Raw genomic sequence first — 23376 nt, 5'->3', positions numbered from 1 at the left:
CGGGCCTCGCCCGGGCTATGGCGACGGCTACTATGCAGCCTTTGTATTCGACCCAGATGGATACCGGATTGAAGCCGTAATCAATCAGGCACAGTGACCGGCCCTGCAAGCTCGGTGCAGGCTTTTGGCGGAACGACAATTACAGGTCGATTCACTTCATCGCGGCGGCAACGCGCCCAATGCCCGCAATCTTAGCTTCACGCCTAAAAACGGACGGTCTCAAAGCGGCCACTATGGCGTGTTCAGATACTCGCTGAGTGGGGAAAGAGCGTCAAAAAGCGCTGGCAAAATATCCCTCTTGAATAGCTAATTATCCGACCGCTCGCTAAATAACGTGAGCGGCCGCCCTGTTAAAACCCAGAATTAACTTGCAAATAAAAATCTTTCCGGTACTAGGGCTGTGCTTACGTCGCATGCGACGGATAATCGGCAGCTTTATGCCACCCCTTTATCCCTTTCTAGCACTACTAAAGCCGGGATGCGCCGCTGTTGGTGTATGCCCGTCATACATGGGATAAAGGATACCCATATGACTACCGGAACCGTGAAATTTTTTAACGCCGACAAGGGCTATGGCTTCATCGCGCCGAACGGCGGCGGGCAGGATGCATTCGTGCACATCTCGGCCGTCGAACGCGCGGGTATGCATACCCTCCAGAAAGATCAGAGCGTATCGTACGAACTGGAGACCGATCAGCGAGGCAAGACCTCTGCGGTGAATCTTCAGGCTGCATGATCTACTGGCGGCGGGCTGCTTCAGCGCTCGCCGCCAATTAATATGCGTCAGCAATTTCGCCTATGGCGTGGCCGTGTGATGGCCAGACTATGCGCCATGCGGTAGCTCATTCCGATATCGTCTAGGCAAATTGCCATGGGTTGAGCCCATAACGATCCCTGAGCCATCCCGCCTGATGACGGGCTTTAGCTCGCCATACTCGATGAAGATTGCGGAACCATGGCCACGCCAAACGTGGCTAATTGGCAAACCGACCAAGGAGGCTGCGAAGGATTCAAAAGCTTGTATTGATGTCATAATCGACGGTCTTGGCTACTCATCGATTTTTCGATTTCTTGTACAACGTAGAGACGATCGATCATCAATCGGGCAACTGCCAACTAAGGGCGCCCTGATAAATTCCCCCTGTCTTCTTCAACTTGCGAGCGAAGTCGCAAGTCGCGGCGTCGAGATCTGCATGGCCGCTGGTAACGGTAATCGTGCATTCCGTCACATCACCCGATAACGAGACCGTAATACGATACGTCGCGCGACCTGACCGTCCTTCGCGGAGGGCAAGCGCTGGATAATTGGGGATCGGGTTGCTAATTGGCATTTGGTCGCTGTGTTCGTCGCAAGCGGATTCGAATAGAAGACGATCCTCTGGTCCTTCGCTCAAATCTATCCATGGCTCATCGGCGCGAACGAGATTGCTGACATCTTTTAATGCCGGAGCGGGGTCAGAAAATTCGAGCGCGATCGTCCGGCGCTTTCGGGTTCGACAGTTGATTTGCTCAACTCCGGTCATTGCTGAAGGTGCCGTGACATCCTTCGGTTCGCTTTCCATCCTGTAAGTGATTTCGCGCGTATCACCAACTAGTTCACTACGGGTGTCAGGGAACACCGTGAAAATGGTTTTGCCGTCCGGATGAGTGAATTGCCGTTTGTTCACGAGCCGCTGCGCAACAACAGGGTTCGCTGAGGACTCAACGCTATCTTCCGATTGGGTCTTGGCAATTGCTGGCAAAGTGGGTTCCATTGAAAGCAGCAAGACCAGTGTAGCCCCCAGTGCAGTGAGTTCGCGCTTCATACACCCTCGACAATAAGAGTTTCACGTGGCCATGATGTCCGATTAAGTCGATGTCCGCAATCGGTCGGTTGCAGTCGTGCGGCTAGAACAGCGGGCCAAGGCCTGCTTTTCACGATTTACCGCCACATTCCGCCATCACCCGGTCGCGTTCCGCGCCGCCTTCGCCGGCCCAGCCCTTGTAGAAATATCCGTTCAGGTCACGGATGATCGCGATCGACGGATTCCACCATGTGCCGGCCGACGTACAGCCACCGCCCATCGCTTTGTTGCATGCGTCGAGCGCGCCTTGTTCGGCTACATTATTGGCGCCGGTATAATTGCCGTCGACCCAGACATCGGCGGCGTCGAGGTGCCAGGCGATGGCCGCATGATGTTCGCTGGGCGCCGAGGGCTGGGCAGGCGCTCCACCGCTGTCATCGCGTGCGCACAGCGGGGTAGGGGCGACGCCGCGGCCACCGGGAACCATCCCGACCAGCCCGTTCGCCGGGGCCGGGACCGTTGCAGGGATAATGCTGCGCCTGCGCCGATGCCGGTCAAAGACACCAAGCCAGCCCGATCAGGAACATCTGTCCCATCCGACGCATAACAAAAAGACGCATCATCGTGTGCCCCAAAGGATTTGGCACCGGTCGCCCTCGGTGAAATAATCCTCGAGAATGCCGTTGCGGAAACCGAACGTCAGATCGCAGTGAAACTGGTTTTCGCGCTTTTCATAATAGGCTGTTTTGCCGACCTGTCCGACCTGTGCGTCATAGGTTTCGCTGTGGGTCCGGCGATAGACCAGCGCGCGCAGCGCGCCGCGGTCGCTGCTGCTTGCCGGGGGGCCGAATGCCGCCGTCACCTCCGCCACGCTTTTGCCGATCCATTCTTCCAATGCCGGTGCAACCTCCTTCTCGCGCTTCATCCGGTCCTTGCGGCTCTTTTGCGAGGCGGCGATCGCGTCGGCGTCGCGCTGGCTCTGCTCGGCGATTGCGCCCGCCTGCGCGACGAGCGCCTGCTTTTCCTTCATGATCTTTTCGACCTGGGCGTTTTGATCCGCGATCGAGACATTGCTGCTGTAGCCGGGCCGCTTTCCATCGGTCCATAATTTCTCCCACGCGACATCGACCACCTTGGGCAAGCTGATCGGGCCGAGGTAGATGAAGTTGCGCGGATCATTATTGGCCTCGCGCTCGCTGGCGCGCTGGGCCGATTTTTTCGGGCCCTTGTCGCAGGCGAAGGTCAGGATCTGATGTTCGGTGACGTTGGCGGGCGGATGGACGGCAACGTCCGGCCCGCGGCGTAGTGCGCCGTCGCGCGGGCTGATCTGGACAAGATCGATGCGCAGCGTCTTCTTGATGCAGTCGACATGATAGTTGGCGGTTGACCAGTCGGGCTGCGAGGGGGCTTCATAGATCGTCGCAGCCTCGACCTTGAAGCTGGTGTCGCTGTTGAACTCGGGGCTGATATAATCCTCGTCGATCACCGTGAAGGTCCGGTTCGGCCGGTCGCCGCCGGTATAGACGAGCCACTGGTTGGCGTGCGCGGGCACGGCGATGCCATACAGGATAACCGCCGCGGCCAGTCCGGGTCTTTTCAGGGAAATCGCATGGAGAGAGGATGGCATGTCGTCTCGTTTCTGGCGGGGAGAGGGGGCATGGTGCCGGAATGGACGTATGTTTCGGCTAAAGGGGCGTGTCGAAAGGAAATTTCGGCGATCCGCTCGGTTCGGCCCTTCAGTGGCGCGAAAAATCTGCGAACGGCTTGGAATCGCCGTGAACGGCACTCGACTTGGCGGGGGAACATGCAAATAAGACATGGGATGAATGCCGACGACCTCAGCGGGTTGCCCGAAGACGCGGATTCGCGGACCGAACTGCGCCGGATGACCCGGCAGCTTGGCGCTGTCTATTGGTCTTCCGTTTTCCTGATCGCGAGCCTCCTCTGGCATTTTGTCGGGGTCAACGCGTGGGTGTCGGCGCCGGGAAAGCTCGTCTGGATCGGGGCGAGCATCGCTATCACCTATGGCATATCGGCGCTGCTCCTTCGCTGGCGCCATTTGTCCTTCCTGCACAAGGCCATGTTGTGCTTTGTCCTTACTTTGCTCTGCTCGCCTTTTTCCGCGAGCATCGATTTCCTTATCGCGTCCTGGTACATGTGGCCGGCGAAGCCGGCGTTCGCGCCGCGCGATTTTGTCTATAGCCTGATCGAGAACAGCTCCTTCTTCTTCGGTTGGGCATGCCTCTACGTCGCGATGCTCTACAGCCATGAGGTGCGCCAGCAGGAGCGGCGACTGGCCGCGATCCGCGAAGAGGCGTTGACAGCGCAGATGCGGGCGCTGCGCTATCAGATCAATCCGCATTTCCTGTTCAACACATTCAACTCCATCGCGGCGTTGATCGAGGAAGGCATGCCAAACGAAGCCAAGCGAATGGTCGTCGTCTTGTCCGAATTCCTGCGGACGACGCTGACGCTGGATCCGTTCAGCGATGTTCGTCTGGATCGGGAAATCGCGCTGCAGCAGGATTATCTGGCGATCGAGCGCGAACGTTTTTCCGACCGGCTGAACTTTGCATTCGACATTCCTGCCCCCCTGTCCGGGGCGCTCGTGCCCAGTCTGATCTTGCAGCCTCTCGTCGAAAACGCGATCAAGCATGGCGTCGGGCAGGCCCGCGGGCCCATCGTGGTTCGCGTCGATGCGAGAATGATGGAGCAGAAGCTCATCTTGACGGTGACCAATGAGGTGACACCGGGGCGCGGAATGACAGATCATCCCTCCACAGGAATCGGGCTGGCCAATGTACGCGAAAGGCTGGCCGCACGGTTCGGCGATCGGGGGCAGTGCCAAGCAGGCTGTAATGGCAAGGGAGAGTGGGAGGCGATGATCGAAATGCCGCTGCGCACCGAATGAGTGGCTTCTCGGTCCTGATTGTCGAGGACGAGCCGCTTGCGCGCGGCCGCATCCGGCGCGCGCTTGGGGCCATGGCGGACGTCCATATCGTGGGCGAAGCGGCGAACCTCGATGAGGCCGAAATGCTGATCGATCGCTTGCGCCCCGACATCATCACGCTCGACATCCAGTTGCCGGGCGGGACCGGCTTTGATCTTCTCGAACGGCTTGGTGCTGCAGCGCCGGCGACAATATTCGTGACGGCATTCGACCATCAGGCTCAGCGCGCCTTCGATGCGCATGCCATCGACTATGTGACCAAACCGCTCGAGCAGGCCCGTCTGCAAGTGGCGGTCGCGCGCGCCTGCACCCGGCTGCGGGCCAGTTCCAGCGAGGAGCGCGTCAACGAGCTTCAGGAGATGATCCGGACGCTGCGCGACGCGCTTCGGCAGACCGAAAGCGCCGGACCGGATTTCTGGGTGCGATCGCGCGGAGACTATCGACGCCTTTCGCTGCAGGACGTCACCCATATCGTCGCCGAGCGCGATTATGTCCGCATTTTCAGCGACGGCGAAAGCCACCTGCATCAGGAAAGTTTGACGTCGTTGGAGCAACGCCTTCCACCCCAACTCTTCATCCGCATCCATCGCAGTGCGATTGTTCGCAAAGACGCCATCGTTCGTTTGAAGACCTTGCAGTTTTCGGCATTGACCGCCGAGCTCGTCGACGGGAGTGAAATACGCATCGGGAGAACCTATTCGGCAAAGATGCGAGCCGAGGTGGCGCGTGACAGGATAGCGGAACGACGCTGACCTGCTGGCAGGGGGCCGAAACGGCCGCACTGCTTATCGCCGTTCGAACGCTCTCTATCCCCAGCAAGTCAGCGCAATGCCGGAGTTCCAGTATAAGCTTGCGCCGACGGCGAGCGTCGTCCGGCGGGCCGCGTGCGATGTCTGTTTTTCGCGATCCCCACCCAAAAGCAGACTGGCGCCAACCGGCCAATTCCAGTGATTGCATGAGCTGGCTTCGGACGAACCAGATGCCGCCGGAACCAGCTTTTGCCAGCAGACGTTTAGTTCTTATCCAGAGCGTAGCGGGGTGTGGGTCCAGTCGGGTTCGCTGAGTTGGCGTTATGGATGAGGACCAAAGGTGGACGCACAGACGATACTAGTTGTCGAGGACGAAATCCTGATCAGATTCATTCTGGCTGATTCGCTGCGGGACATGGGATACCAGGTTCTGGAAGCAGGGGACGGCGCTGAGGGGTTCGACATTCTAAGTTCCGGGCAGGCGGTCGATCTCATTGTCACGGATGTCCGCATGCCCGGCGAAGTCGACGGGCTGGAACTGACGCGCCGCTCCAAATTGCTCGCGCCCGGTCGCCCGGTCATTGTCTGCTCGGCACACCTGTTGAGGTCCGAAGCCTTTCACGCCGACGAATTCCTTGCAAAACCCTATAGTATCGACGCGCTTGCCGAGGTTATCGCGCGGCTGATTGGAGACCCATGGCAGAAGAGATCCCAGACCCACAGTACCTGATCGTCGCCGACGCTGACGTCCTGATCCGCAACGCCCTCGCCGAATATCTTCGGCACTGCGGTTACAAGGTTTTCGAGGCGGCGACGTCCGACGAAGTGATCATCGCGCTGGAGGAAGGCGCGATGAAAATAGACGCCCTGCTTGCCGATGCAGAGCTGTCTGGGAAATTCAACGCGTTCGAGTTGCGGCTCTGGGTCAGGCACCATCATCCCGATGTCGAAATTGTCCTTGCGGGTAACATCGATTCAGCTGCGAAGGCTGCGGGGCACTTGTGCGATGAGGGCCCGCACCTTCAAAGGCCCTATGATCCGGAAAGCGTGGCGGCTCACATCAAGCGGCTTTTGGCCGCGACGAGGCGGCAGGCTCGCTAGCTTCCTTGAGGCGCTTTGAAGCAAAAGCTTCAGACGCCACCACCGCGAGCCAGCGCCCATTGTTCGCCAGTCGGTAATGAGGCGCTGGTGCTGCCCGGAACGCCCGGATTTTTGCTCCTGAAAGGGGAGGATCAGACCGCGGCGATCTCTGCTTCATCATTGGCGGCGATCTGCCGTGCGATCTGCGCGGTGCGCGTGAGCGCCACGCGTGTCCCCGGCGCGGCATCGTCGACCGAGATTTCTGCCCCCAATTGTTTGGCGAGCGCCTGGACGATGCGTGTGCCCAGGCCAGCTTGCGAGCGTTCGGCATTCTCGTCCATGCCAACCCCATCGTCCGACACCGATAGTATCCAGTTGTCGCCTTTCCCGGCATAGCCGACGACAACATGGCCGGGGCGCCCATCGGGAAAGGCGTGCTTCAGCGCGTTGATCACCAGTTCGGTGACCACCAACCCCATGCTGACCGAAACATCGCCGCCGATCGACACCGGATCGACTTTGGTGATCAGCGTCAGCTGATCGCGGTCATAGATCATCGACGCCCCGATGCTCGCGCAAAGTTGCGCCAGATAGGGTTCGAGCTCGACCTGGCCGCCGTCGGATCCGGCGAGGTGGCGTTGCAGCGTCGCGATCGACATTACGCGCTGATGCGCGTCGCTCAGATGACCGCGCGCTTCGGTTGACTGCACCTTGCGCGCACTCTGCATCAATATGCTCGCGATGATCTGCAGGCTGTTGGCGACGCGGTGCTGCATCTCGTGGAGCAGCGCGGCATTGGCGTGGATCAGTTCCTGCTGGCGCTTCTCATTCTGCCGCTCTTCAGTGACGTCGATCACCGTCACCATCATCCGCGTGTTCAGGCCATCGCCATAGTCGAGCCGCTGCGCCTTGATTACGACGCATCGCACCAAGCCGGCGCTGGTCTCGATTTCTATCTCATAGGCCTCGACCTCTGCCGCGCCCGACAGCGTCGCGTCGATCAGCGAGTGCAGCCGGGGCAGGTCCCAATGGCGATGGTCGAGGTCATAGATCGTCTGGCCGGTGACCGTTTCAGGGTCGATGCCGAAAGCACTGCAGAAACTGTCGCTCGCCGCGACGATCGCGAGATTTTCATCAAGCAGGAGCAGCGGCGCGTCGGACGCGAGCGCCATTGCCAGCCCCAGCGTGCGGTGCAGGTTGATAGGCGGAGTGTCGGCAGCCATGCGGCGCGCCTTTCCGGTCGACCCGGACCGCAGGACGCGGCCTTGTCGGCAACCAAATCGCGGGGCACGATTGATCGACTTTGCCGACCATTGCCCCGAAAGACTGTCCTAGCATGCGGGAGACGGGGGACGCGTATAAATTCGGCTTCCTTGGCCCCCTCCGGAAGGGAGAAGGTCCCGGCCACTTTTAGTCTACCTGCGTATTATCCGCTCCAGTAAGACCAGTGTCGGCTTTATTGGAATTTGGGCCAACGGCGGACCGTCTCAAATCGGCCACAGGCGGTAGCGTCAGATCGGCGGATGGCGAGCACGGTTCGCGCCTATGCAAAAGCCGGCACAATCCCCGCAGCGAAGATGGGTCGGTTCTGGAGGTTTCTCGAAAGCGATCTTGTCGCTGCGCTACGCGATCGATACTCTGCGCACGCACGAATGCAGCCAGGTGCCTCAAACAAGGAGGTCAGCCTATGGCACTCTGGAAACGTGCAAATACATATTTTGTCGATATCACAGCCCCGGACGGAAGCCGAATTAGACAAACGACTGGCACAACCGACCGGACGAAAGCGAAGGAATACCACGACAAGCTGAAGGCGCAGTTGTGGGACTTGAGCAGACTGAAGCAGAAGCCGAAACGGACATGGGACGAAGCGGCGCTGCGGTGGCTGAAGGAGAAGGAGCACAAGAAGTCTCTCAGGGACGATGTGCAGAGGATCCGTTGGTTCACCGGTCATTTGCGGGGGAAGACCCTCGATCAGATCGACCGCAGTCTCGTCGATGGACTGATTACGAAGCATATCCACGCTACGGATCGCACCAAGGATCTTTACGTCGCGATCATTCGCGGCATTTTCCGGATCGCGATGCGAGAGTGGGAATGGGTCGATCAGATCCCGGCGTTCAAGACCTATGAGAAGAACAGGAAGGTCAGGGTTCGGTGGATCACCCACGAGCAGGCCAGAACGCTACTTCTCGAACTGCCCGAGCATCAGCGCGACGTGGTCGTGTTTGCCCTGTCCACTGGCCTGCGCCAGGGGAATGTTCTCGGGATGACCTGGGACCGCATCTTCCTGGAGCGGCGCTCGGCGATTGTCGATCATGGCGATACGAAGAACGCGGACGCCCTGGGCGTGGCGCTCAACGATATCGCGGTGGCCGTCCTCGAGCGGCAGCAAGGCAAGCACAAGACGGCAGTGTTCACCTATCGGGGCGAGCCGCTCCGTTCGGCGAACACACGGGCATGGCGCAAAGCGCTCGTGCGCGCGGGGATCACCAATTTCCGCTGGCACGATCTTCGCCATACCTGGGCAAGCTGGCTGAGGCAGGCGGGTGTTGCCACCTGGGTGCTTCAGGAGCTCGGCGGCTGGAAATCGGAGTCGATGGTGCGGCGCTACGCGCACATGTCGACCGAGCATTTGCAGCCTTATGCCGACCAGCTGGGATTCGAGCCTGATCTCGATCGGGAGCGGGTCCGCCGCGCCGAGGGAGGTTACGACACAAAATCACCTACAAAGCTCACCGAAAACGAGCTTCGTCTGGTGGCCTAGGGTGGCGTAACTATCTGAATACCAAGGAAAGAAATGGTGGACGCACTAGGGCTCGAACCTAGGACCCGCTGATTAAGAGTCAGCTGCTCTACCAACTGAGCTATGCGTCCACTGCCGGTTTCCGGCGTGCCTTGCGGCGAAGAGGAGCCCTCTTTGCTGCGAAGCGAGCGGCCCGCTATCATGGCTCTACGGGGATGGCAATGCCCTTGGCAGCTTTTTGACGAAGTTTTTTGTCAGTGAAAGCGGCGGGTGCCGGTTTTGCTGTCGTTTTCGATGGCGAGGATGATGCCGACGCATGTCATGATCGTCAGCATCGACGACCCGCCATAGGAAAAGAGCGGCAGCGGGATGCCCACCACGGGCGCCATGCCCATCACCATCGACAGGTTGATCGCAATATAGAAGAAGATCGTCATCGTCAGTCCTGCGGCAGTGAGCTGTCCGAAACGGGTGCGTGCCTTGAGCGCGACGCGCGTCGACCAGCGCAGCAGCAGGAAGAAGCCAAAGAGCAGCGCGAGCCCGCCGATCAAGCCCCATTCTTCGGCCATGGTGGCGAAGATGAAATCGGTATGGCCTTCGGGCAGGTAATCGAGGTGGCTTTGCGACCCGTTGAGAAAGCCCTTGCCGCCAATGCCGCCCGACCCGATCGCGATCTTCGACTGGCTGATATGATAGCCGGCGCCGAGCGGATCACTTTCGGGGTCGAGGAAGATCAGCACGCGCTTTTGCTGGTAATCGTGGAGGAAGGAGAAGAGCACCGGCAGAGCCGCTGCGCCCGCGGCTGCCGCGCTGCCGAACCACCAGAAGGGCAGGCCGGCGGCGAACATCACCACAACGCCGCCGATGCAGATCGCGAGCGCGGTACCGAGGTCGGGCTGGAGCATGACGAGCGCGGCGGGCAAGCCGATCATCACCAGCGCGGGCCAGAGCGCGGTGAAGGTCCGCGTATTGCCGGGCGGTAATTGCGCGTAAAATCGCGCCAGCGCGATCACGATCGCGACCTTCATCAATTCCGATGGCTGAAGGTTCATGAAGCCGAGGTTGAGCCATCGCTGGCTGCCCCCGCCGACGAAGCCGAGCAGTTCGACCGCCATCAGCAGGATCAGGATGCCGATATAGGCGAGGTAGGCGAAATCCTCGAAGATGCGGAGCGGGAAACGCCCGATCACCAGCGCGACGCCGAGGAAGACGAGGAAGCGCACGCCCTGTTGCAAGGCCCAGGGCGACCAGTTGCCGCCCGCGGCCGAATAGAGGACGAGCAGGCCGAAGCCGGTAATGCCGCCAAGGATGGCGATCAGCTTCCACGGGATGCGCTGGATCGCTGGCGGGACCGGGATCATTGCGGCACCTTGGGATCGGGATCGCTCGACGCGCCCGATTTCCATGCCGCATAATCGCGGTCCATGCGTTCCTTGATCGTGCCGCCCCAGCCGGCTTCGAACGTTTCGAGTGCTTCCATCGCCTTTTCCCGGTCGAAGAGGAAGGTCATGAAATCCTTGGCTACCGGCGCCGCGGCGCGCGATCCGCCCATGCCGTGCTCGATCACGACCGCGGTGGCATAGCGCGGATTATCGACCGGAGCGAAGCCGATGAACAGACCGTGGTCGCGAAACTTCCACGTGCCGCTTTTTCCGTTTCCGGTACCGAGCCCGCGCACCTGCGCGGTGCCGGTCTTGCCTGCCATCGTGATGCCGTCGAGCGGCAATTTGCTGCGTCCGGCGGTCCCGCCGGGGCCGTTGACGACAAGGTCCATGCCGTGGCGGGCGGCCGCGAACGCTTCGGCGGAGAAGGGCAGGGGCTCGTTCTTGAAGTGCCGGTTGACGAGGCGCGGATAGAGGCGGCGTCCCGATGCGATCCGCGCCGCCATGACCGCGAGCTGGAGCGGGTTCACGCTGACATAGCCCTGGCCGATGACCGCGTTCAGCGAATCCGACGCCGACCATGGTTGGTCGTATTTCTTCATCTTCCACGCGCTGTCGGGGATAGTGCCATAGCGCTGATTGCTGCCCGCGAGCTGGAATTCCTCGCCAAGCCCCATCAGCTTCGCGGTCGGGGCGATGGCATCATAGCCGAGCCGGTGGGCGAGCCAGTAGAAATAGCTGTTGCAGCTTTTCATGATCGCGGTCGCCATGTCGACGCTGCCGTGCGTGCCGAGGCAGCGGAAGAAGCGGCTGCCAAGCCGGTAACCGCCGATGCACGTATGGCGCTCGCTGGGGTCGACACCATGTTCGACCGCGGCGATCGCGGCCATCGGCTTCAGCGTCGAGCCGGGGGGGTAGAGGCCGCGCGTCGCCTTGTTGATCAGCGGTTGGTGATCGTCGGCACGCAGCCAGCTGTATTCGCTATTGCTGATCCCGTCCGAAAAGCTGTTGGGGTCGAAGCTGGGCATCGACACGAACGAAAGGATGTCGCCGTTCTGGCAGTCGATCACGATGGCTGCGCCCGATTCGCGCCCCATGCGCCGCGCGACATATTCCTGCAGGTCGGCATCGATCGTCAGGTGGACGGTCTTGCCCTGCACGTCGGCCTGCGTCGAAAGATCGCGGACGACCTTGCCGCGCGCGGTTACCTCGACGCGGCGTGCACCGGGCTTCCCCTTCAGCATATCCTGGAAATATTTCTCCAGCCCGTCCTTGCCGATCTTGTACCCCGGCGTGATGTACAGCGGATCCTTGACCTTCTGATATTCCTCGGCATTCGGGGCGCCGACATATCCGATCAGATGGCCAACCGCCGCGCCGGTCGGATAGTTGCGGGCGAAGCCGCGCTGCGGGGCGATGCCCGGCAGTTCGGGCAGGCGGACGAGAATCGAGCTATACTCGGCCTCGGTCATGTCTTCCTTGACCGCGACAGGCTGAAATCCCGACGCCGCCGTCAGGTCGCGATTGATGCGCTCCATCGCGTCGCCATCGAGCCGCAGCAGCGTCTGAAGCTGTCCGAGCACAAGTTCCTTGTTGTGCAGGCGATCGGGAATGATGTCGATGCGGAGCGACACGCGATTGTTCGCCAGTGCTTTGCCATGGCGATCGACGATCCAGCCGCGGCGCGGCGGGATAAGCGTCAGATTGACGCGATTGCTTTCCGATTCAAGAACATAGCGATCGTTGTCGATCACGGAAATATAGGCCATGCGCGCCGCGAGCGCGACGCCCACCGCCGCTTGCGCGCCGCCGACGACGAGCGCGCGGCGCGTGAAGGTTATGCCCCTCCAGGCTTCGGTGATCGGCGGACTCTTTTTCTTCGGCATCGGGATTTATCGGCGTCTCAGGCGGAAATTGTCAAACGCGCCGGTCAGGCGCATGAACAGCGGAACGAGCAGCGCAGAGATGATGATCTGCGGCAGCACGAGGCCCAGTACATGCCCCGTCGCGGCATGCGGATGGACGATCAGCGCTGCAAGCGACTGGATGATCCCGATCAGCAAGGCGGCAATGGCCCAGTCGTGAAAGAAACCGCGCCAGTAGATGCGCTGCGACGAATAATGGATCGCAATACTGGCGACGGTCCACAAGCCGACGGCAGTGCCGATCGGCGCACCGCTGAACAGATCATCCCACAGACCGAGCGGAATGCCGATCCACACCGGCCACATTTCGGTGCGAAGCAATTGCCAGCACAGGAAAAGGAGCAGGCCGAGTGGCGGCAGGACCGGCGAATTGGCGATCAGCGGCAGCATCAGCGGCAGCGCCGATGCGAACATGACGGTCGCGACCGGTACGATGCGCATCCGCCACAGCGACGCCGGTTCGCCGAGGCGCGGACCCTTTTGATTCATGGTGCGCCGGCCGGGGCGACGGGCCCGGCAGGTCCGGGAAGGCCTGCGGCTTCGATATTGTCGGGGGTGTAAGGGCGCAGCACCGACACTGCATCGACCTTGCCGGGGTCGGCAAGCGGACGTGCGAGGGCGCCGTCGTCCTGGCGCCGCACGACGATCGCGACCGGGATGTTGGGCGGATAAAGTCCGCCGGTGCCCGAGGTGACGAGGATGTCGCCCGGCTTGAACGGGTTGTTCGCGATGTTGAGCGTGCGGACATCAAGGTCGCCATTGCCGCGGCCGCTGGCGAGTGCGGGCAGGCCGTCGCGTGCGCGGCGGACGGGAACGATGTTGTCGACGTCGGTGAGCAGCAGAACCTGCGAGACCGACGGCCCGGCGCCGAGCACACGGCCGATCAATCCGTCGGCGCCGCGAACCGGCTGGCCCGCGGCAACGCCGAGATTGCGCCCGATGCTGAGCAGCGCGATCCGCTTGCTGCTCGTCGAGGTCGAGGTAAGCAGATAACCGTTCGCGAGCGCGGTCTTGTCGGTTTCCTGCAGCTTCAGAAGCGCCTTGAGCTGGCGGTTTTCCTCCTGCAGCGAGCTGGTCGCGACGAGTTCGCGCCGCGTGTCGGCAAGTTCCTTGCGCAATCGCCGGTTTTGCGTGCCCGCCCGAACATAGGCGCCAACCGTATCATCGATTCCAGAGATCGACCCTGTCACCGAACGCGTCACGCGCGCGACGGGCGCGGCGATTTCCTGGCTCGCCACGCGAAGCTGGGCAAAGCCGACGGGATCAACGACCGACAGGATCGCCAGCAACAGGCCTGCTACCGCGCCGGTCACCGCGATGACATAGGCGACGAACAGGCTGTACTGAGCCTTTCGGGATTGCCCCGGACGTCGATGTGCCGGGCGGACCATGGTTCAGCGCCTTGGTATCAGGCTTGCTGCAACACGCCGCGGAAGGCGGGGTCTTCCATTGCGCGGCCGGTACCGATCGCGACGCAGGTCAGCGGGTCTTCGGCCACCGTAACCGGCAGGCCGGTCGCGTCGCGCAGCAGTTCGTCGAGTTCGGCGATCAGCGCACCGCCGCCGGTCAGGACGATGCCCTGATCAACGATGTCGGCCGCGAGTTCGGGCGCGGTGTTCTCGAGCGCGATGCGCACGCCTTCGACGATCGTACCGATCGGTTCGGACAAGGCCTCGGCGATCTGCGCCTGGTTGATCGAGATTTCCTTGGGCACGCCGTTTACAAGGTCGCGGCCCTTGATGTGGATCGTCAGGCCGGTGCCGTCGGCGGGGATGCGCGCGATACCGAAATCCTTCTTGATCCGCTCGGCGGTCGATTCCCCGATCAGCAGATTATGGTGTCGGCGAACATAGGATACGATTGCTTCATCCATCTTGTCACCACCCGCACGAACCGAAGTGGTGTAGGCGAGGCCACGGAGCGAGAGCACCGCGACTTCCGTCGTGCCGCCGCCGATGTCGACGACCATCGAACCGATCGGTTCGGTGACCGGCATGTCGGCTCCGATCGCGGCGGCCATCGGCTCCTCGATCAGCCACACTTCGCTGGCGCCCGCGTTCGATGCGGCGTCGCGGATCGCGCGGCGTTCGACGCTGGTCGAACCCGAGGGGACGCAGATCACGATTTCGGGGCTGCGGAACGCGTTCGGCTTGCCGCCGTGCACCTTGGTGATGAAGTGCTTGATCATCTGTTCGGCGACATCGATGTCGGCGATGACGCCGTCACGCAGCGGGCGGATCGCCTCGATACTGTCGGGGGTCTTGCCCATCATCAGCTTGGCGTCGTCGCCGACGGCCTTGACCCGCTTGATGCCGTTCAGTGTCTCGACCGCGACGACCGAGGGCTCGTTCAGCACGATTCCCTTGCCGCGCACATAGACGACCGTGTTCGCGGTGCCGAGGTCGATAGCCATATCTTGGGAATTGAATTTGAACCAGCGGGAAAAGAAGGACATCGATACTGCTTCCTGTCATCGAAGCCGTGCCCCTGATGGACACGCCCCTGTCGTGATTAATCTGCGCGCCCGGCCGGCGACAGCTGCAATCAGGGGAAGATTCCGGCTCGTCCACAGGGGGTGGCTGGACAAAATGATCGGGGCTGTGCGGATGGGTCGCGATTTGCGTTCGACTGCGCTAGGAGAGCGGCCATGTCAATACGTCGCCTGCCGGAAAAGCTCGTAAATCGGATCGCAGCGGGTGAAGTGGTCGAAAGACCTGCCGCGGCGCTCAAGGAACTGGTTGAAAACGCCATCGACGCCGGCGCGACTCGCATTTCGGTGCGAATCGCCGAGGGCGGAATTTCGCGGCTGGAGGTCGAGGACGACGGCTGCGGGATGACGGCCGCGGACATGGTGCTCGCGCTTGAACGTCATGCGACCTCGAAGCTGCCCGATGACGCGATCGAGGATGTCACGACGCTCGGCTTCCGCGGTGAGGCGCTGCCGTCGATCGCGAGCGTCGCGCGGCTGACGCTCGAAAGTCGGGTGGCGGGTGGAGACGGTTGGAAACGCGTCGTCGACAATGGCGCGGTTGTCGCCGAGGGGCCTGCGGCGCTGGGGAAGGGCACCCGCGTCGTCGTCGAGGATCTGTTCGCGCGCGTTCCTGCGCGGCGCAAGTTCCTGCGCAGTGGGCGCAGCGAATATGCAGCGTGCCTTGATGTTGTTCGGCGGCTTGCGATGGCGCGCCCCGACATCGGTTTTACCGTCGAACATGACGGACGCCGCGTCCTCGACGTGCAGGGGGGGCAGGACCAGCTCGCACGCGTCGCGGCGCTGACCCAGCGCGAACTGGCGGCGAACAGCATCGGCGTCGATCTGGATCGCGGCGAAGTGCATCTGGGCGGCGTGATCAGCCTGCCGACCTACAATCGCGGCATCGCCGACCATCAATATCTGTTCGTCAATGGCCGCCCGGTGAAGGACCGGCTGCTCGTCGGGGCGCTGCGCGGCGCCTACGCCGATCTGCTCGCGCGTGATCGCCACCCTGTTGTCGCGCTCTTCCTCGACGTGCCGACCAGCGAGGTCGATGTGAACGTCCATCCGGCGAAGACCGAGGTGCGTTTCCGCGACCCGCAGCTTGTCCGCGGCATGATCGTCGGCGGCCTCCGCCGCGCGCTCGACGAGCATGGCTTCCGCAGCGTCCAGCGCCCCGCCGAAGCCGCGCTCGCAGCCTGGCAGCAGGAGCCGGTCGCCCCGCAGCCCCCGGCGCCGACTTTGTTCTCCACGTCTTCGCCATATTCGCCGTCTCCCGCGACCCGTCCGTTCGGCTCGGGGGAGGGGGCTGCGACGACGGCCCTTCTGCGCGACCGCATCGTCGATTTCGCGCCGCCCCGCGACGTCTTGCCGATGGGGCGCGCGGAACCGGCGACCGCGCCGGTCCCCGAGGCCGCGGCGCATCCGCTGGGTATCGCGCGCGGCCAGATCGCCAAGACCTATATCGTTGCCGAGGCCGAGGATGGCCTTGTCATCGTCGATCAGCACGCGGCGCACGAGCGGCTGGTGCTCGAACAATTGCGCCGCGCGATGGGCGGGCAGGCGGTCCCGTCGCAAGGGCTGCTCCTGCCCGAGGTCGTCGAACTTGACGAACCGGCTTGCGACCGGCTCGAGGCGGCCGCGCCCGGGCTCGCGGCGCTCGGCGTCGAGCTCGAACGTTTCGGTCCCGCCGCGGTGATGGTGCGTGCGACGCCGGCGATGCTGGGGGCGATCGATTGCCAAAGGCTGGTAAATGACATCGCCGACGATCTTGCGGGTTATGACGCGGTACTCGGTCTTAACGAAAAGCTCGAACTCGTCGCCGCGACGATGGCGTGTCACGGTTCGGTCCGCGCAGGCCGGACGCTCGCGGTGGCGGAGATGAACGCGCTGCTGCGCCAGATGGAAGTGACACCGCATTCGGGGCAGTGCAATCACGGCCGTCCGACATGGGTGAAACTTGCCATGGACGATGTCGAGAAATTGTTCGGGAGGAAATAGGATGGAATTTCGCATCATCGCTATCGTGCTGGCCTCCATCCTGCCCACAGCCTCGGCGCTGGCCGCGCCGCCGGTGAAGCAGACATCCTGTCCCGTCAAGCCGGTCCTGCCGGACGATCTGGCCGACTGGGGGCGCAATGCATCAAGCAAGACGATCTACGCCTATGGCGCCGATCTCGCCGCCGACTGGGCGCCGCTGGGCGCCGCGCGGACCGAGCTTCCGCTTCACCGCTATGAAAGCCTTCGTTACGGGATCGCTCCCGAACGCCTCCCCGATGTCCACAAATTCGGCGGAATGATCCCGATCGAAGTCAGGAAGGCTGGCCGGCTCGTCGTTGCGCTCGACGCCGGTGCCTGGATCGATCTCGTCCGCGATGGCGTCGCGGTAAAATCGGTCGTGCACGGCCATGGTCCGGCCTGTTCGGGGATCCGCAAGATGGTCGAATTCGACGTCTCGCAGGGCCGTTACCTGCTCCAGATCACGAACGCACCGGCGGCATCGATCCACGCGATGGCGGTGGTGCGCTAGGCCATCTTGATTCCGGCGACGCCGTTTTCGACCACGCCCGTCGCGCGTTTCGACAGGTTGTTCACCGGCGTCGTCACCTTGTCGACGACCATGAAGTGCGTCTGCCACGCCTCGCGGCCCACCTCGCACACGACATAACCGCGCTGGTCGTTCGCGAATTTGAGCTCGGGGTTCAGCTTCAGCCAGTCATCGGTGCCGTTCCGCCTGTCGCTGCCGTCGCCGCCGCTCGATATCGAGGTTGCGACGACTTCGGCGCCGATGACCTTGTCCTTGAGCACGAGATCGCCGCAGAAATTCTGGTGCTCGTCGCCGGTCAGCACGACGACATTCTTGAGCCCGCCGAGCCGCGACAACATCCGTTCGCGCGGCGCTTCATAGCCCGCCCAGCTGTCGAGGTTCAGGATCTTCTTCGGCTCGTCGGGGCGCCGCCGCCGGTCGAGCGACATCATCGTTACCTGCTGCGCCAGCGTGTTCCACGTCGCGCCGCCTTCGCCCAGATTGCGGCTCAGCCAGTCTTCCTGCGCCTTGCCCAGCACCTGCGCATTTTTGTCGAATACGCCGGGGCAGGCGGGCTTGAAGCCGTCCTCGCACGGCTGGTCGTCGCGATATTGCCGTGTATCGAGCAATTGCATCGACACGAGATCGCCGTAGCGAAGCTCGCGATGCAGCGCGACCATGCCGCCGCGCGGCAGCATCGACCGGCGCACGGGCATATGTTCGTACCACGCCTGCATCGCCGCCTGCTTGCGAAGCATGAAGACTTCGGGCGGCGGCGCGTCGGGATCGTTGCCGTCGAGGCCAAGCTTCCAGTTGTCGATATCCGAAACCCAGTCGTTGCGGATCTCGTGATCGTCGAAGCTCGACAGGAAGGCATGCGTGCAGCGCGCAGCCTGCAGATCGATGTCGCCGAGCTGCTGTGCATAGGCGATGCGGAAATCGCCAAGGTCGATCAGATTGCGGAACGCATGCTTGCGCACCGGCCGGGTCGGCAGGCCCGCGTCGAACAGATAGTCCTGGCTATATTCATAAATGAAGTCGCCATAATGATAGACGAAGGCGAGATCCTCGCGCGCAAGGTGGCGGTACGCGCCGAAAAAGCCCGCTTCGAAATGCTGACAACCGCAGACGCCAAATTTCAGAGTATCGGTGGGTGTGCCGACCTTGGGAAGCGTTCGCGCGCGGCCGCGCAGGCTGCGTTCGCCGCCGGCGGTGAAGCGGTAATAATAGGGACGATCGGGCTGCAGACCGGCAACCTCGACATGGACGCTATGGCCGAGTTCGGGGCGCGCGAGTTCGGTGCCCTTGGCAACCACGTCGCGAAAGCCGGTGTCGCTCGCAACTTCCCAATCGACCGGATAATTCGCTAGCGGCATGCCGCCGTGCGGCGCCATCGGTTCGGGCGCGAGCCGTGTCCAGATGACGAAGCCGTCGCTCGCGGGGTCGCCGGCCGCGACGCCAAGGCTGAACGGAAATTCGCGGAAGATGCCGCCTTCGGCCCGCAGGATCGCCGGGGCGGCGAGGCCGGCGAGGGTGGCCCCGGCTATGAAATGGCGGCGATTGAACATGGCTGGGCTCCGTTGGGGCGAATCGATGCCTCTGATAGCCCAGCCATATGTTTCATCAATGACGGATAGGGCGCGCGGTTACAGCCACATCCGCGCCATCCAAAGCGCCATCGCGACCATCATCACATTCTCGGTCAGCGATACGAAGCCCAGAGGCACCTTGCTGCTGCCGCCGACGCAGGCGCATTTGATGTCGCGCCTGTCGATATAGACCGCCTTGAACACCGACACCGCGCCGATGCCGCCGATGAAGAGCGCGATCGGGATCGACAGCCAATTGAAGGCATGCGCGGTCATCAGGACGCCCGCGAGCCCCTCGGCGAAGGGATAGAAGGTTGCATAGGGTATCCAGCGCTTTGCCAGCAGGTCATAGTTCAGGAACATCGTCGCGAATTTGTCGACGTCCTGCAGCTTCAGAAGCGCGAGCACGATCATGCTGAACGAGATGAACCATTCGGCGGCGCGAAGGGTGAAGGCATCGCCATAGACGGAAAAGCTGGTGGCGAGCGCCATCAACGCGGTCATCGCGAACAGCGCGATCACTGGCGTGTAAGTCGTCGCATCGGGGTCGGCGACCTTCAGGCCGAAATGGCGGCGCAGGTCATCATAGCCGCCGATACGAACGTCGTCGATGAAGGTTTGGGGCGTCGTCTTGACGCCATGTCCGGCCTTGAATGCGTCGGTTTCCTCGCGCGTCGTCAGCCAGCGGTCGTCGACCGTGAAGCCGCGGCTTTCGAGCAGATGTTTTGCCTTGAGGCCATAGGGGCAGATGTGCCCGGGCATGACCATGCGATGGAGTGTTGCCTGTTTTGTCATGCACCCCATATAGCGTCCGTACCATGGTACGGAGTCAAGCGATGCAATTCACGATCGGGAAACTGGCGCAGGGTGGAGGGGTTGGCGTCGAAACCATACGCTATTACCAGCGACGCGGCCTGATGGGCACGCCCGCGCGACGCGGCGGCGATGGCTGGGGCGGCGGTGTGCGCCGTTATGACGAAAATGACCTCCGGCGCCTGAAATTCATCCGCGCGGCGCAGGGCGCGGGCTTCACGCTCGAGGAGATCGGGGAGCTCCTCGCGCTCGAGGCGGGCGACGATCGCGTTCGCGTACGCCATCTCGCACGCCAGCGCATCGACGCACTCGATGACAAGATCGCGCAGATGACCCAAACCCGCGCTGCGCTGGCGCGTCTCGCCGATCAATGCGCCGCGAGCGACAAGGGGCCGTGCCCGATCTTGGCGGCGTTTGAGCCTTAACCTCATTGCGAAACTGTTCTGAATGACAGCCATCGACCGGTTGGAGACTGTCGGCTTTCAGACGACGATCGTCCGAAGCAGACTTTGCCAACTGCCGACCAAAGGCGTGATGTCGGCTGGCGTCGAATAATAGCATGGAGACACCGCCGTTAGCCGGATGCTATCGAAGAGTTCATGATCCAATACGACACGAGCTTTCAAAGACTGGCATTTTGCCTCGCCGGACTTGCGGGCTTTGTCGATGCCATCGGGTTCCTCGGGTCTGGCGGCCTCTTCGTCTCGTTCATGAGCGGTAACTCGACCAGAATGGCGATAGGCATAACGGAAGCGAAGACTCTTGCCTTGGCCACCGCAGCGCTCATCGGCCTCTTCGTTGCGGGCGTGTTTCTCAACATCATCGTGACGGCAAAGATAACGGTCGCGCATCGCAAGGTCGTGGCAATTTCGGGCGTCGCCGCGCTTCTCCTCGGCGCTGCTTGCTGCAAATGGACCGGCTCCGATGTCGCCGCCACAGGATTTCTGTGCGTTGCGATGGGCGCTTCCAACACGATTTTCCGCCGCGACGGCGATGTGAGTATCGGCGTCACATATATGACCGGTACCCTTGTCAAACTCGGGCACAGGCTTGCTGACGCGGCACTGGGTGGTAGCCGGACGGCTTGGATTCCCTACCTGCTACTTTGGCTTGCCCTTGTCTTCGGCGGGATTCTCGGTGCTACAAGCTATTATTGGTCTCAAGACGCAAGTCTCGGGTTCGCAGCGGGCTTCGCTCTCATCCTCATTCCTGTAACACGAAGAATCACCGCCACCCTGAAGTCATAGCTGGCCGGTTGCGGACGTCAGGAAACGCACTCATTCGACGAGCCTCGACGATATCTTTTTAAGTGACCGTCCGGGCCAAATGCGATCAGAAGTGTGGGGCCGGTCGTGGTGTGAATAACTCGAAACAGGTGATCAGTAGATCGAGCAAACTTGTATCGCCCATCTCGGTAATGCGCAGCAATTGGCATCCTTACTATCGCGCCGACTTTCCTGAATTCGTAACGGAAGGGAGCCGTCTCGCTAATGCCATCGATTGTCACGCCGGCGGAAGCGATTTTAATCGATGGCGCTTCGGGAGCGACATAGCATCCATAAATCGACGCAGGATCTTGCGCCGCTGGCTCGGCGAAACCGGAACAGCCGCAAACTGCAAACGTTAGTGCAACTGTTGGGATGACACGTTTCTTCACGAACTGACTGTTTGGGAACAACTGTCCTAGGTCAATGTCCGCTTTCCCACCCCAAAGCCGCCATTTCACCGTGCTCCCTGTCGCAATTACGAAGCCGGATCAGCTGTGCAGGAAGTGCATTACGTCGCCATCATGGACGATATAGGCCTTGCCCTCGGCGCGCAGCTTGCCCGCCTCGCGCGCCCTGGCTTCGCCGCCTAGAGCGACATAATCGTCATAGGCGATCGTTTCGGCGCGGATGAAGCCCTTCTGGAAATCGCTGTGGATCTCGCCCGCCGCTTCGGGCGCGGTTGCGCCGGTGTGGACCGTCCATGCGCGCGCCTCCTGCGGGCCGACGGTGAAGAAGGTGATCAGGTGGAGCAGTTCGTAACCGGCACGAATGACACGCGCGAGGCCGGTTTCGGTCAGGCCCATTTCGGACAGGAATTCCATCCGGTCGGGCATCTCCATCGTGACGAGCTCGCTCTCGATTGCCGCCGAGACGACCACCGCCTGTGCGCCCTCGGTCGCCGCCTTGGCGAAGACCTTTTCGGAGAAGGCGTTGCCGTTCGCGGCGCTACCCTCGTCGACATTGCAGACATAGAGGACGGGCTTCGAGGTCAGCAGCTGCGCGGTGCGGAGCACGCGGGCTTCCTCGTCGTCCTTCGGTTCGACGAGCCGTGCAGGCTTGCCTTCGCGCAGCAGGTCGAGCGCCTGACCGAGCACCGAAGCGGCGATCTTCGCTTCCTTGTCACCCTGCGCGGCCTTTTTGGCGAAAGCGGGAACGCGCTTTTCGAGGCTTTCGAGGTCCGAAAGCAACAGCTCGGTCTCGACCGTTTCGGCGTCGGCGACGGGGTCGACCTTGTTCTCGACATGCTGGATGTCGTCGTCCTCGAAACAGCGCAGCACATGGACGATGGCATCGACCTCGCGGATGTTGCCGAGGAACTGGTTGCCGAGCCCTTCGCCCTTCGATGCGCCGCGGACGAGCCCGGCGATGTCGACGAAGGCGAGCTGCGTCGCGATGATCTTCTTGCTGCTCGCGATCGCCGCCAGCTTTTCAAGCCGCGCGTCGGGCACCGCGACGTTGCCGATATTCGGCTCGATCGTGCAGAAGGGGTAATTGGCCGCTTGCGCCGCCGCGGTTTCGGTCAGCGCATTGAACAGGGTGGACTTGCCGACGTTGGGCAGGCCGACGATCCCGCATTTGAAACCCATAAAAACTCCGTGAGGTTCGGCGCGCGATTGGGTGAGGCGCCGCTGTTGCAGCGCCCCTAGCGCCAGATTGCTTCCGGCGCCAGTCCTTGCCGCCACGCTTTGCCGTTGCGTCCGGTTCAGACTTGCGCCTTTATCGCACCTGCCATGACGAAACCCCGCCTCCTCGCCGCCGGCATTCTTCTTGCTCTCGGTGCGACCGCCGCCGTCGCTGCGCCGAGCCGGTTCGAAGAAGGCGTTTTCGCCGAACTCAACCGCTTTCGCAGCGATCCCGCAGCTTATGCCGAATATCTGCGCGACTATCGCCCGCGCTTCGAGGGCAAGTTGCTCGTCAGCGACGACGACAGCGAGATCGACATCATGACGCGCGAGGGCGTTGCCGCGGTCGACGAGGCGATCCGCGACCTTCGCCGCGAAAAGCCGCTCGCCGAACTGGAATGGAGCGATGCGCTGGCGCGCGCGGCGGCCGACCATGTCGCGGTCCAGTCGCGCTCGGGCGCGGTCGGCCAC

The 23376-nt window shown here is 62.1% G+C and carries 22 protein-coding genes, 1 tRNA gene and 2 pseudogenes; 12 read left to right on the top strand and 13 right to left on the bottom strand.

Going from position 1 to position 23376, the window contains the following annotated elements:
* The first annotated feature begins 529 nt into the window (after positions 1 to 529).
* Positions 530 to 736, top strand: a complete 207-nt coding sequence (locus VN047_RS05520; protein ID WP_325540849.1) for a cold-shock protein — start codon at positions 530 to 532, stop codon at positions 734 to 736.
* A 361-nt stretch (positions 737 to 1097) separates the two neighbouring features.
* Here VN047_RS05520 and VN047_RS05515 read toward each other — a convergent pair whose 3' ends face one another.
* The 3 genes from VN047_RS05515 to VN047_RS05505 all read right to left on the bottom strand — a co-directional run bounded on the left by VN047_RS05515 (position 1098) and on the right by VN047_RS05505 (position 3411).
* Positions 1098 to 1805, bottom strand: coding sequence for an energy transducer TonB (locus VN047_RS05515; RefSeq protein ID WP_325540847.1), 708 nt, complete (start codon positions 1803 to 1805; stop codon positions 1098 to 1100).
* Between the two features lie 109 nt (positions 1806 to 1914).
* Positions 1915 to 2271, bottom strand: a complete 357-nt coding sequence (locus VN047_RS05510; protein WP_325540845.1) for a DUF4189 domain-containing protein — start codon at positions 2269 to 2271, stop codon at positions 1915 to 1917.
* Positions 2272 to 2403: 132 nt separating this feature from the next.
* On the bottom strand, positions 2404 to 3411 hold the full coding sequence (locus VN047_RS05505) for a hypothetical protein (protein ID WP_325540843.1): 1008 nt from the start codon (positions 3409 to 3411) through the stop codon (positions 2404 to 2406).
* A 30-nt stretch (positions 3412 to 3441) separates the two neighbouring features.
* On the opposite strand from VN047_RS05505, the gene VN047_RS05500 reads away from it, so the two are divergent.
* The 4 genes from VN047_RS05500 (at position 3442) to VN047_RS05485 (ending at position 6584) form a co-directional block, all read left to right on the top strand.
* Positions 3442 to 4695, top strand: coding sequence for a sensor histidine kinase (locus VN047_RS05500; RefSeq protein ID WP_325540841.1), 1254 nt, complete (start codon positions 3442 to 3444; stop codon positions 4693 to 4695).
* Positions 4656 to 5486 (top strand): LytTR family DNA-binding domain-containing protein, encoded by an 831-nt coding sequence (locus tag VN047_RS05495; RefSeq protein ID WP_325540839.1) that lies wholly within the window; start codon positions 4656 to 4658, stop codon positions 5484 to 5486. Before VN047_RS05500 ends, VN047_RS05495 begins: the two co-directional genes overlap by 40 nt.
* Positions 5487 to 5823: 337 nt before the next feature.
* Entirely contained in the window at positions 5824 to 6213 is a 390-nt protein-coding gene (locus tag VN047_RS05490; protein ID WP_325540837.1) for a response regulator, read from the top strand.
* Positions 6180 to 6584, top strand: coding sequence for a response regulator (locus VN047_RS05485; RefSeq protein ID WP_325540833.1), 405 nt, complete (start codon positions 6180 to 6182; stop codon positions 6582 to 6584). Before VN047_RS05490 ends, VN047_RS05485 begins: the two co-directional genes overlap by 34 nt.
* A gap of 131 nt (positions 6585 to 6715) precedes the next feature.
* Here the strand turns inward: VN047_RS05485 and VN047_RS05480 are convergent, their stop codons facing one another.
* Positions 6716 to 7786, bottom strand: coding sequence for a sensor histidine kinase (locus VN047_RS05480; protein ID WP_325540831.1), 1071 nt, complete (start codon positions 7784 to 7786; stop codon positions 6716 to 6718).
* Positions 7787 to 8086: 300 nt separating this feature from the next.
* Here VN047_RS05480 and VN047_RS22710 point away from each other — a divergent pair.
* Both VN047_RS22710 and VN047_RS05475 read left to right on the top strand, forming a co-directional pair.
* A pseudogene (locus tag VN047_RS22710) lies at positions 8087 to 8185 on the top strand (helix-turn-helix domain-containing protein); the annotation flags it as partial.
* Between the two features lie 65 nt (positions 8186 to 8250).
* Positions 8251 to 9330 carry a site-specific integrase gene (locus VN047_RS05475; protein WP_325540829.1) on the top strand — a complete coding sequence of 360 codons (1080 nt, stop codon included), beginning with the start codon at positions 8251 to 8253 and terminating at the stop codon, positions 9328 to 9330.
* Between the two features lie 34 nt (positions 9331 to 9364).
* Here VN047_RS05475 and VN047_RS05470 read toward each other — a convergent pair.
* From VN047_RS05470 to VN047_RS05445, 6 genes are all read right to left on the bottom strand, one after another.
* A tRNA-Lys gene (locus VN047_RS05470) sits at positions 9365 to 9440 on the bottom strand.
* A 123-nt stretch (positions 9441 to 9563) separates the two neighbouring features.
* Entirely contained in the window at positions 9564 to 10670 is a 1107-nt protein-coding gene (rodA, locus tag VN047_RS05465; RefSeq protein WP_325540827.1) for a rod shape-determining protein RodA, read from the bottom strand.
* Positions 10667 to 12577, bottom strand: a complete 1911-nt coding sequence (gene mrdA / locus VN047_RS05460; protein ID WP_325540825.1) for a penicillin-binding protein 2 — start codon at positions 12575 to 12577, stop codon at positions 10667 to 10669. Before mrdA ends, rodA begins: the two co-directional genes overlap by 4 nt.
* 6 nt (positions 12578 to 12583) lie before the next feature.
* On the bottom strand, positions 12584 to 13105 hold the full coding sequence (locus VN047_RS05455) for a rod shape-determining protein MreD (RefSeq protein ID WP_325540822.1): 522 nt from the start codon (positions 13103 to 13105) through the stop codon (positions 12584 to 12586).
* Positions 13102 to 14007 (bottom strand): rod shape-determining protein MreC, encoded by a 906-nt coding sequence (mreC, locus tag VN047_RS05450; RefSeq protein ID WP_325540820.1) that lies wholly within the window; start codon positions 14005 to 14007, stop codon positions 13102 to 13104. The genes VN047_RS05455 and mreC overlap by 4 nt, the downstream gene beginning before the upstream one ends.
* A gap of 17 nt (positions 14008 to 14024) precedes the next feature.
* On the bottom strand, positions 14025 to 15071 hold the full coding sequence (locus VN047_RS05445) for a rod shape-determining protein (RefSeq protein ID WP_062181581.1): 1047 nt from the start codon (positions 15069 to 15071) through the stop codon (positions 14025 to 14027).
* Positions 15072 to 15263: 192 nt separating this feature from the next.
* Here VN047_RS05445 and mutL point away from each other — a divergent pair, with 192 nt between their 5' ends.
* On the top strand, positions 15264 to 17087 hold the full coding sequence (gene mutL, locus VN047_RS05440) for a DNA mismatch repair endonuclease MutL (protein WP_325540816.1): 1824 nt from the start codon (positions 15264 to 15266) through the stop codon (positions 17085 to 17087).
* Between the two features lies 1 nt (position 17088).
* Positions 17089 to 17616, top strand: coding sequence for a hypothetical protein (locus tag VN047_RS05435; protein WP_325540814.1), 528 nt, complete (start codon positions 17089 to 17091; stop codon positions 17614 to 17616).
* Here the strand turns inward: VN047_RS05435 and VN047_RS05430 are convergent.
* A complete protein-coding gene (locus VN047_RS05430) occupies positions 17613 to 19181 on the bottom strand; it encodes an alkaline phosphatase D family protein (RefSeq protein WP_325540812.1) in 1569 nt (522 codons plus the stop codon). The two genes, VN047_RS05435 and VN047_RS05430, sit on opposite strands and share 4 nt — an antisense overlap.
* 78 nt (positions 19182 to 19259) lie before the next feature.
* Positions 19260 to 20006, bottom strand: a complete 747-nt coding sequence (locus VN047_RS05425) for a MauE/DoxX family redox-associated membrane protein (protein WP_414712666.1) — start codon at positions 20004 to 20006, stop codon at positions 19260 to 19262.
* Between the two features lie 32 nt (positions 20007 to 20038).
* Here VN047_RS05425 and VN047_RS05420 point away from each other — a divergent pair, with 32 nt between their 5' ends.
* Both VN047_RS05420 and VN047_RS05415 read left to right on the top strand, forming a co-directional pair.
* Positions 20039 to 20440 carry a MerR family DNA-binding protein gene (locus tag VN047_RS05420; protein WP_325540808.1) on the top strand — a complete coding sequence of 134 codons (402 nt, stop codon included), beginning with the start codon at positions 20039 to 20041 and terminating at the stop codon, positions 20438 to 20440.
* 174 nt (positions 20441 to 20614) lie between these two features.
* Positions 20615 to 21262, top strand: coding sequence for a YoaK family protein (locus tag VN047_RS05415; RefSeq protein WP_325540806.1), 648 nt, complete (start codon positions 20615 to 20617; stop codon positions 21260 to 21262).
* 509 nt (positions 21263 to 21771) lie between these two features.
* On the opposite strand, the gene ychF is transcribed toward VN047_RS05415, so the two are convergent.
* The gene (ychF, locus tag VN047_RS05410) at positions 21772 to 22869 is read right to left on the bottom strand and encodes a redox-regulated ATPase YchF (protein WP_325540804.1); all 1098 of its coding nucleotides are present in this window, start codon (positions 22867 to 22869) and stop codon (positions 21772 to 21774) included.
* A 144-nt stretch (positions 22870 to 23013) separates the two neighbouring features.
* Between ychF and VN047_RS05405 the strand changes: the two are divergent.
* Positions 23014 to 23376: pseudogene (locus VN047_RS05405) on the top strand (CAP domain-containing protein); the annotation flags it as partial.

Origin of the sequence: Sphingopyxis sp., assembly GCF_035565275.1 — a bacterium.
Taxonomy (GTDB): Bacteria; Pseudomonadota; Alphaproteobacteria; order Sphingomonadales; family Sphingomonadaceae; genus Sphingopyxis.
Note: the sequence above shows the minus strand (reverse complement) of the source record. Positions and strands in the feature narration are given on the sequence as shown.

Bases quoted from the DNA above. Each gene is read 5' to 3' on its own strand.
- VN047_RS05520 (WP_325540849.1), top strand. From the start codon at position 530: ATGACTACCGGAACCGTGAAATTTTTTAACGCCGACAAGGGCTATGGC.
- VN047_RS05515 (WP_325540847.1), bottom strand. From the start codon at position 1,805: ATGAAGCGCGAACTCACTGCACTGGGGGCTACACTGGTCTTGCTGCTT.
- VN047_RS05510 (WP_325540845.1), bottom strand. From the start codon at position 2,271: ATGGTTCCCGGTGGCCGCGGCGTCGCCCCTACCCCGCTGTGCGCACGC.
- VN047_RS05505 (WP_325540843.1), bottom strand. From the start codon at position 3,411: ATGCCATCCTCTCTCCATGCGATTTCCCTGAAAAGACCCGGACTGGCC.
- VN047_RS05500 (WP_325540841.1), top strand. From the start codon at position 3,442: ATGGTGCCGGAATGGACGTATGTTTCGGCTAAAGGGGCGTGTCGAAAG.
- VN047_RS05485 (WP_325540833.1), top strand. From the start codon at position 6,180: ATGGCAGAAGAGATCCCAGACCCACAGTACCTGATCGTCGCCGACGCT.
- VN047_RS05480 (WP_325540831.1), bottom strand. From the start codon at position 7,786: ATGGCTGCCGACACTCCGCCTATCAACCTGCACCGCACGCTGGGGCTG.
- VN047_RS05475 (WP_325540829.1), top strand. From the start codon at position 8,251: ATGGCACTCTGGAAACGTGCAAATACATATTTTGTCGATATCACAGCC.
- rodA (WP_325540827.1), bottom strand. From the start codon at position 10,670: ATGATCCCGGTCCCGCCAGCGATCCAGCGCATCCCGTGGAAGCTGATC.
- mrdA (WP_325540825.1), bottom strand. From the start codon at position 12,577: ATGCCGAAGAAAAAGAGTCCGCCGATCACCGAAGCCTGGAGGGGCATA.
- VN047_RS05455 (WP_325540822.1), bottom strand. From the start codon at position 13,105: ATGAATCAAAAGGGTCCGCGCCTCGGCGAACCGGCGTCGCTGTGGCGG.
- mreC (WP_325540820.1), bottom strand. From the start codon at position 14,007: ATGGTCCGCCCGGCACATCGACGTCCGGGGCAATCCCGAAAGGCTCAG.
- VN047_RS05445 (WP_062181581.1), bottom strand. From the start codon at position 15,071: ATGTCCTTCTTTTCCCGCTGGTTCAAATTCAATTCCCAAGATATGGCT.
- mutL (WP_325540816.1), top strand. From the start codon at position 15,264: ATGTCAATACGTCGCCTGCCGGAAAAGCTCGTAAATCGGATCGCAGCG.
- VN047_RS05435 (WP_325540814.1), top strand. From the start codon at position 17,089: ATGGAATTTCGCATCATCGCTATCGTGCTGGCCTCCATCCTGCCCACA.
- VN047_RS05430 (WP_325540812.1), bottom strand. From the start codon at position 19,181: ATGTTCAATCGCCGCCATTTCATAGCCGGGGCCACCCTCGCCGGCCTC.
- VN047_RS05425 (WP_414712666.1), bottom strand. From the start codon at position 20,006: ATGGGGTGCATGACAAAACAGGCAACACTCCATCGCATGGTCATGCCC.
- VN047_RS05420 (WP_325540808.1), top strand. From the start codon at position 20,039: ATGCAATTCACGATCGGGAAACTGGCGCAGGGTGGAGGGGTTGGCGTC.
- VN047_RS05415 (WP_325540806.1), top strand. From the start codon at position 20,615: ATGATCCAATACGACACGAGCTTTCAAAGACTGGCATTTTGCCTCGCC.
- ychF (WP_325540804.1), bottom strand. From the start codon at position 22,869: ATGGGTTTCAAATGCGGGATCGTCGGCCTGCCCAACGTCGGCAAGTCC.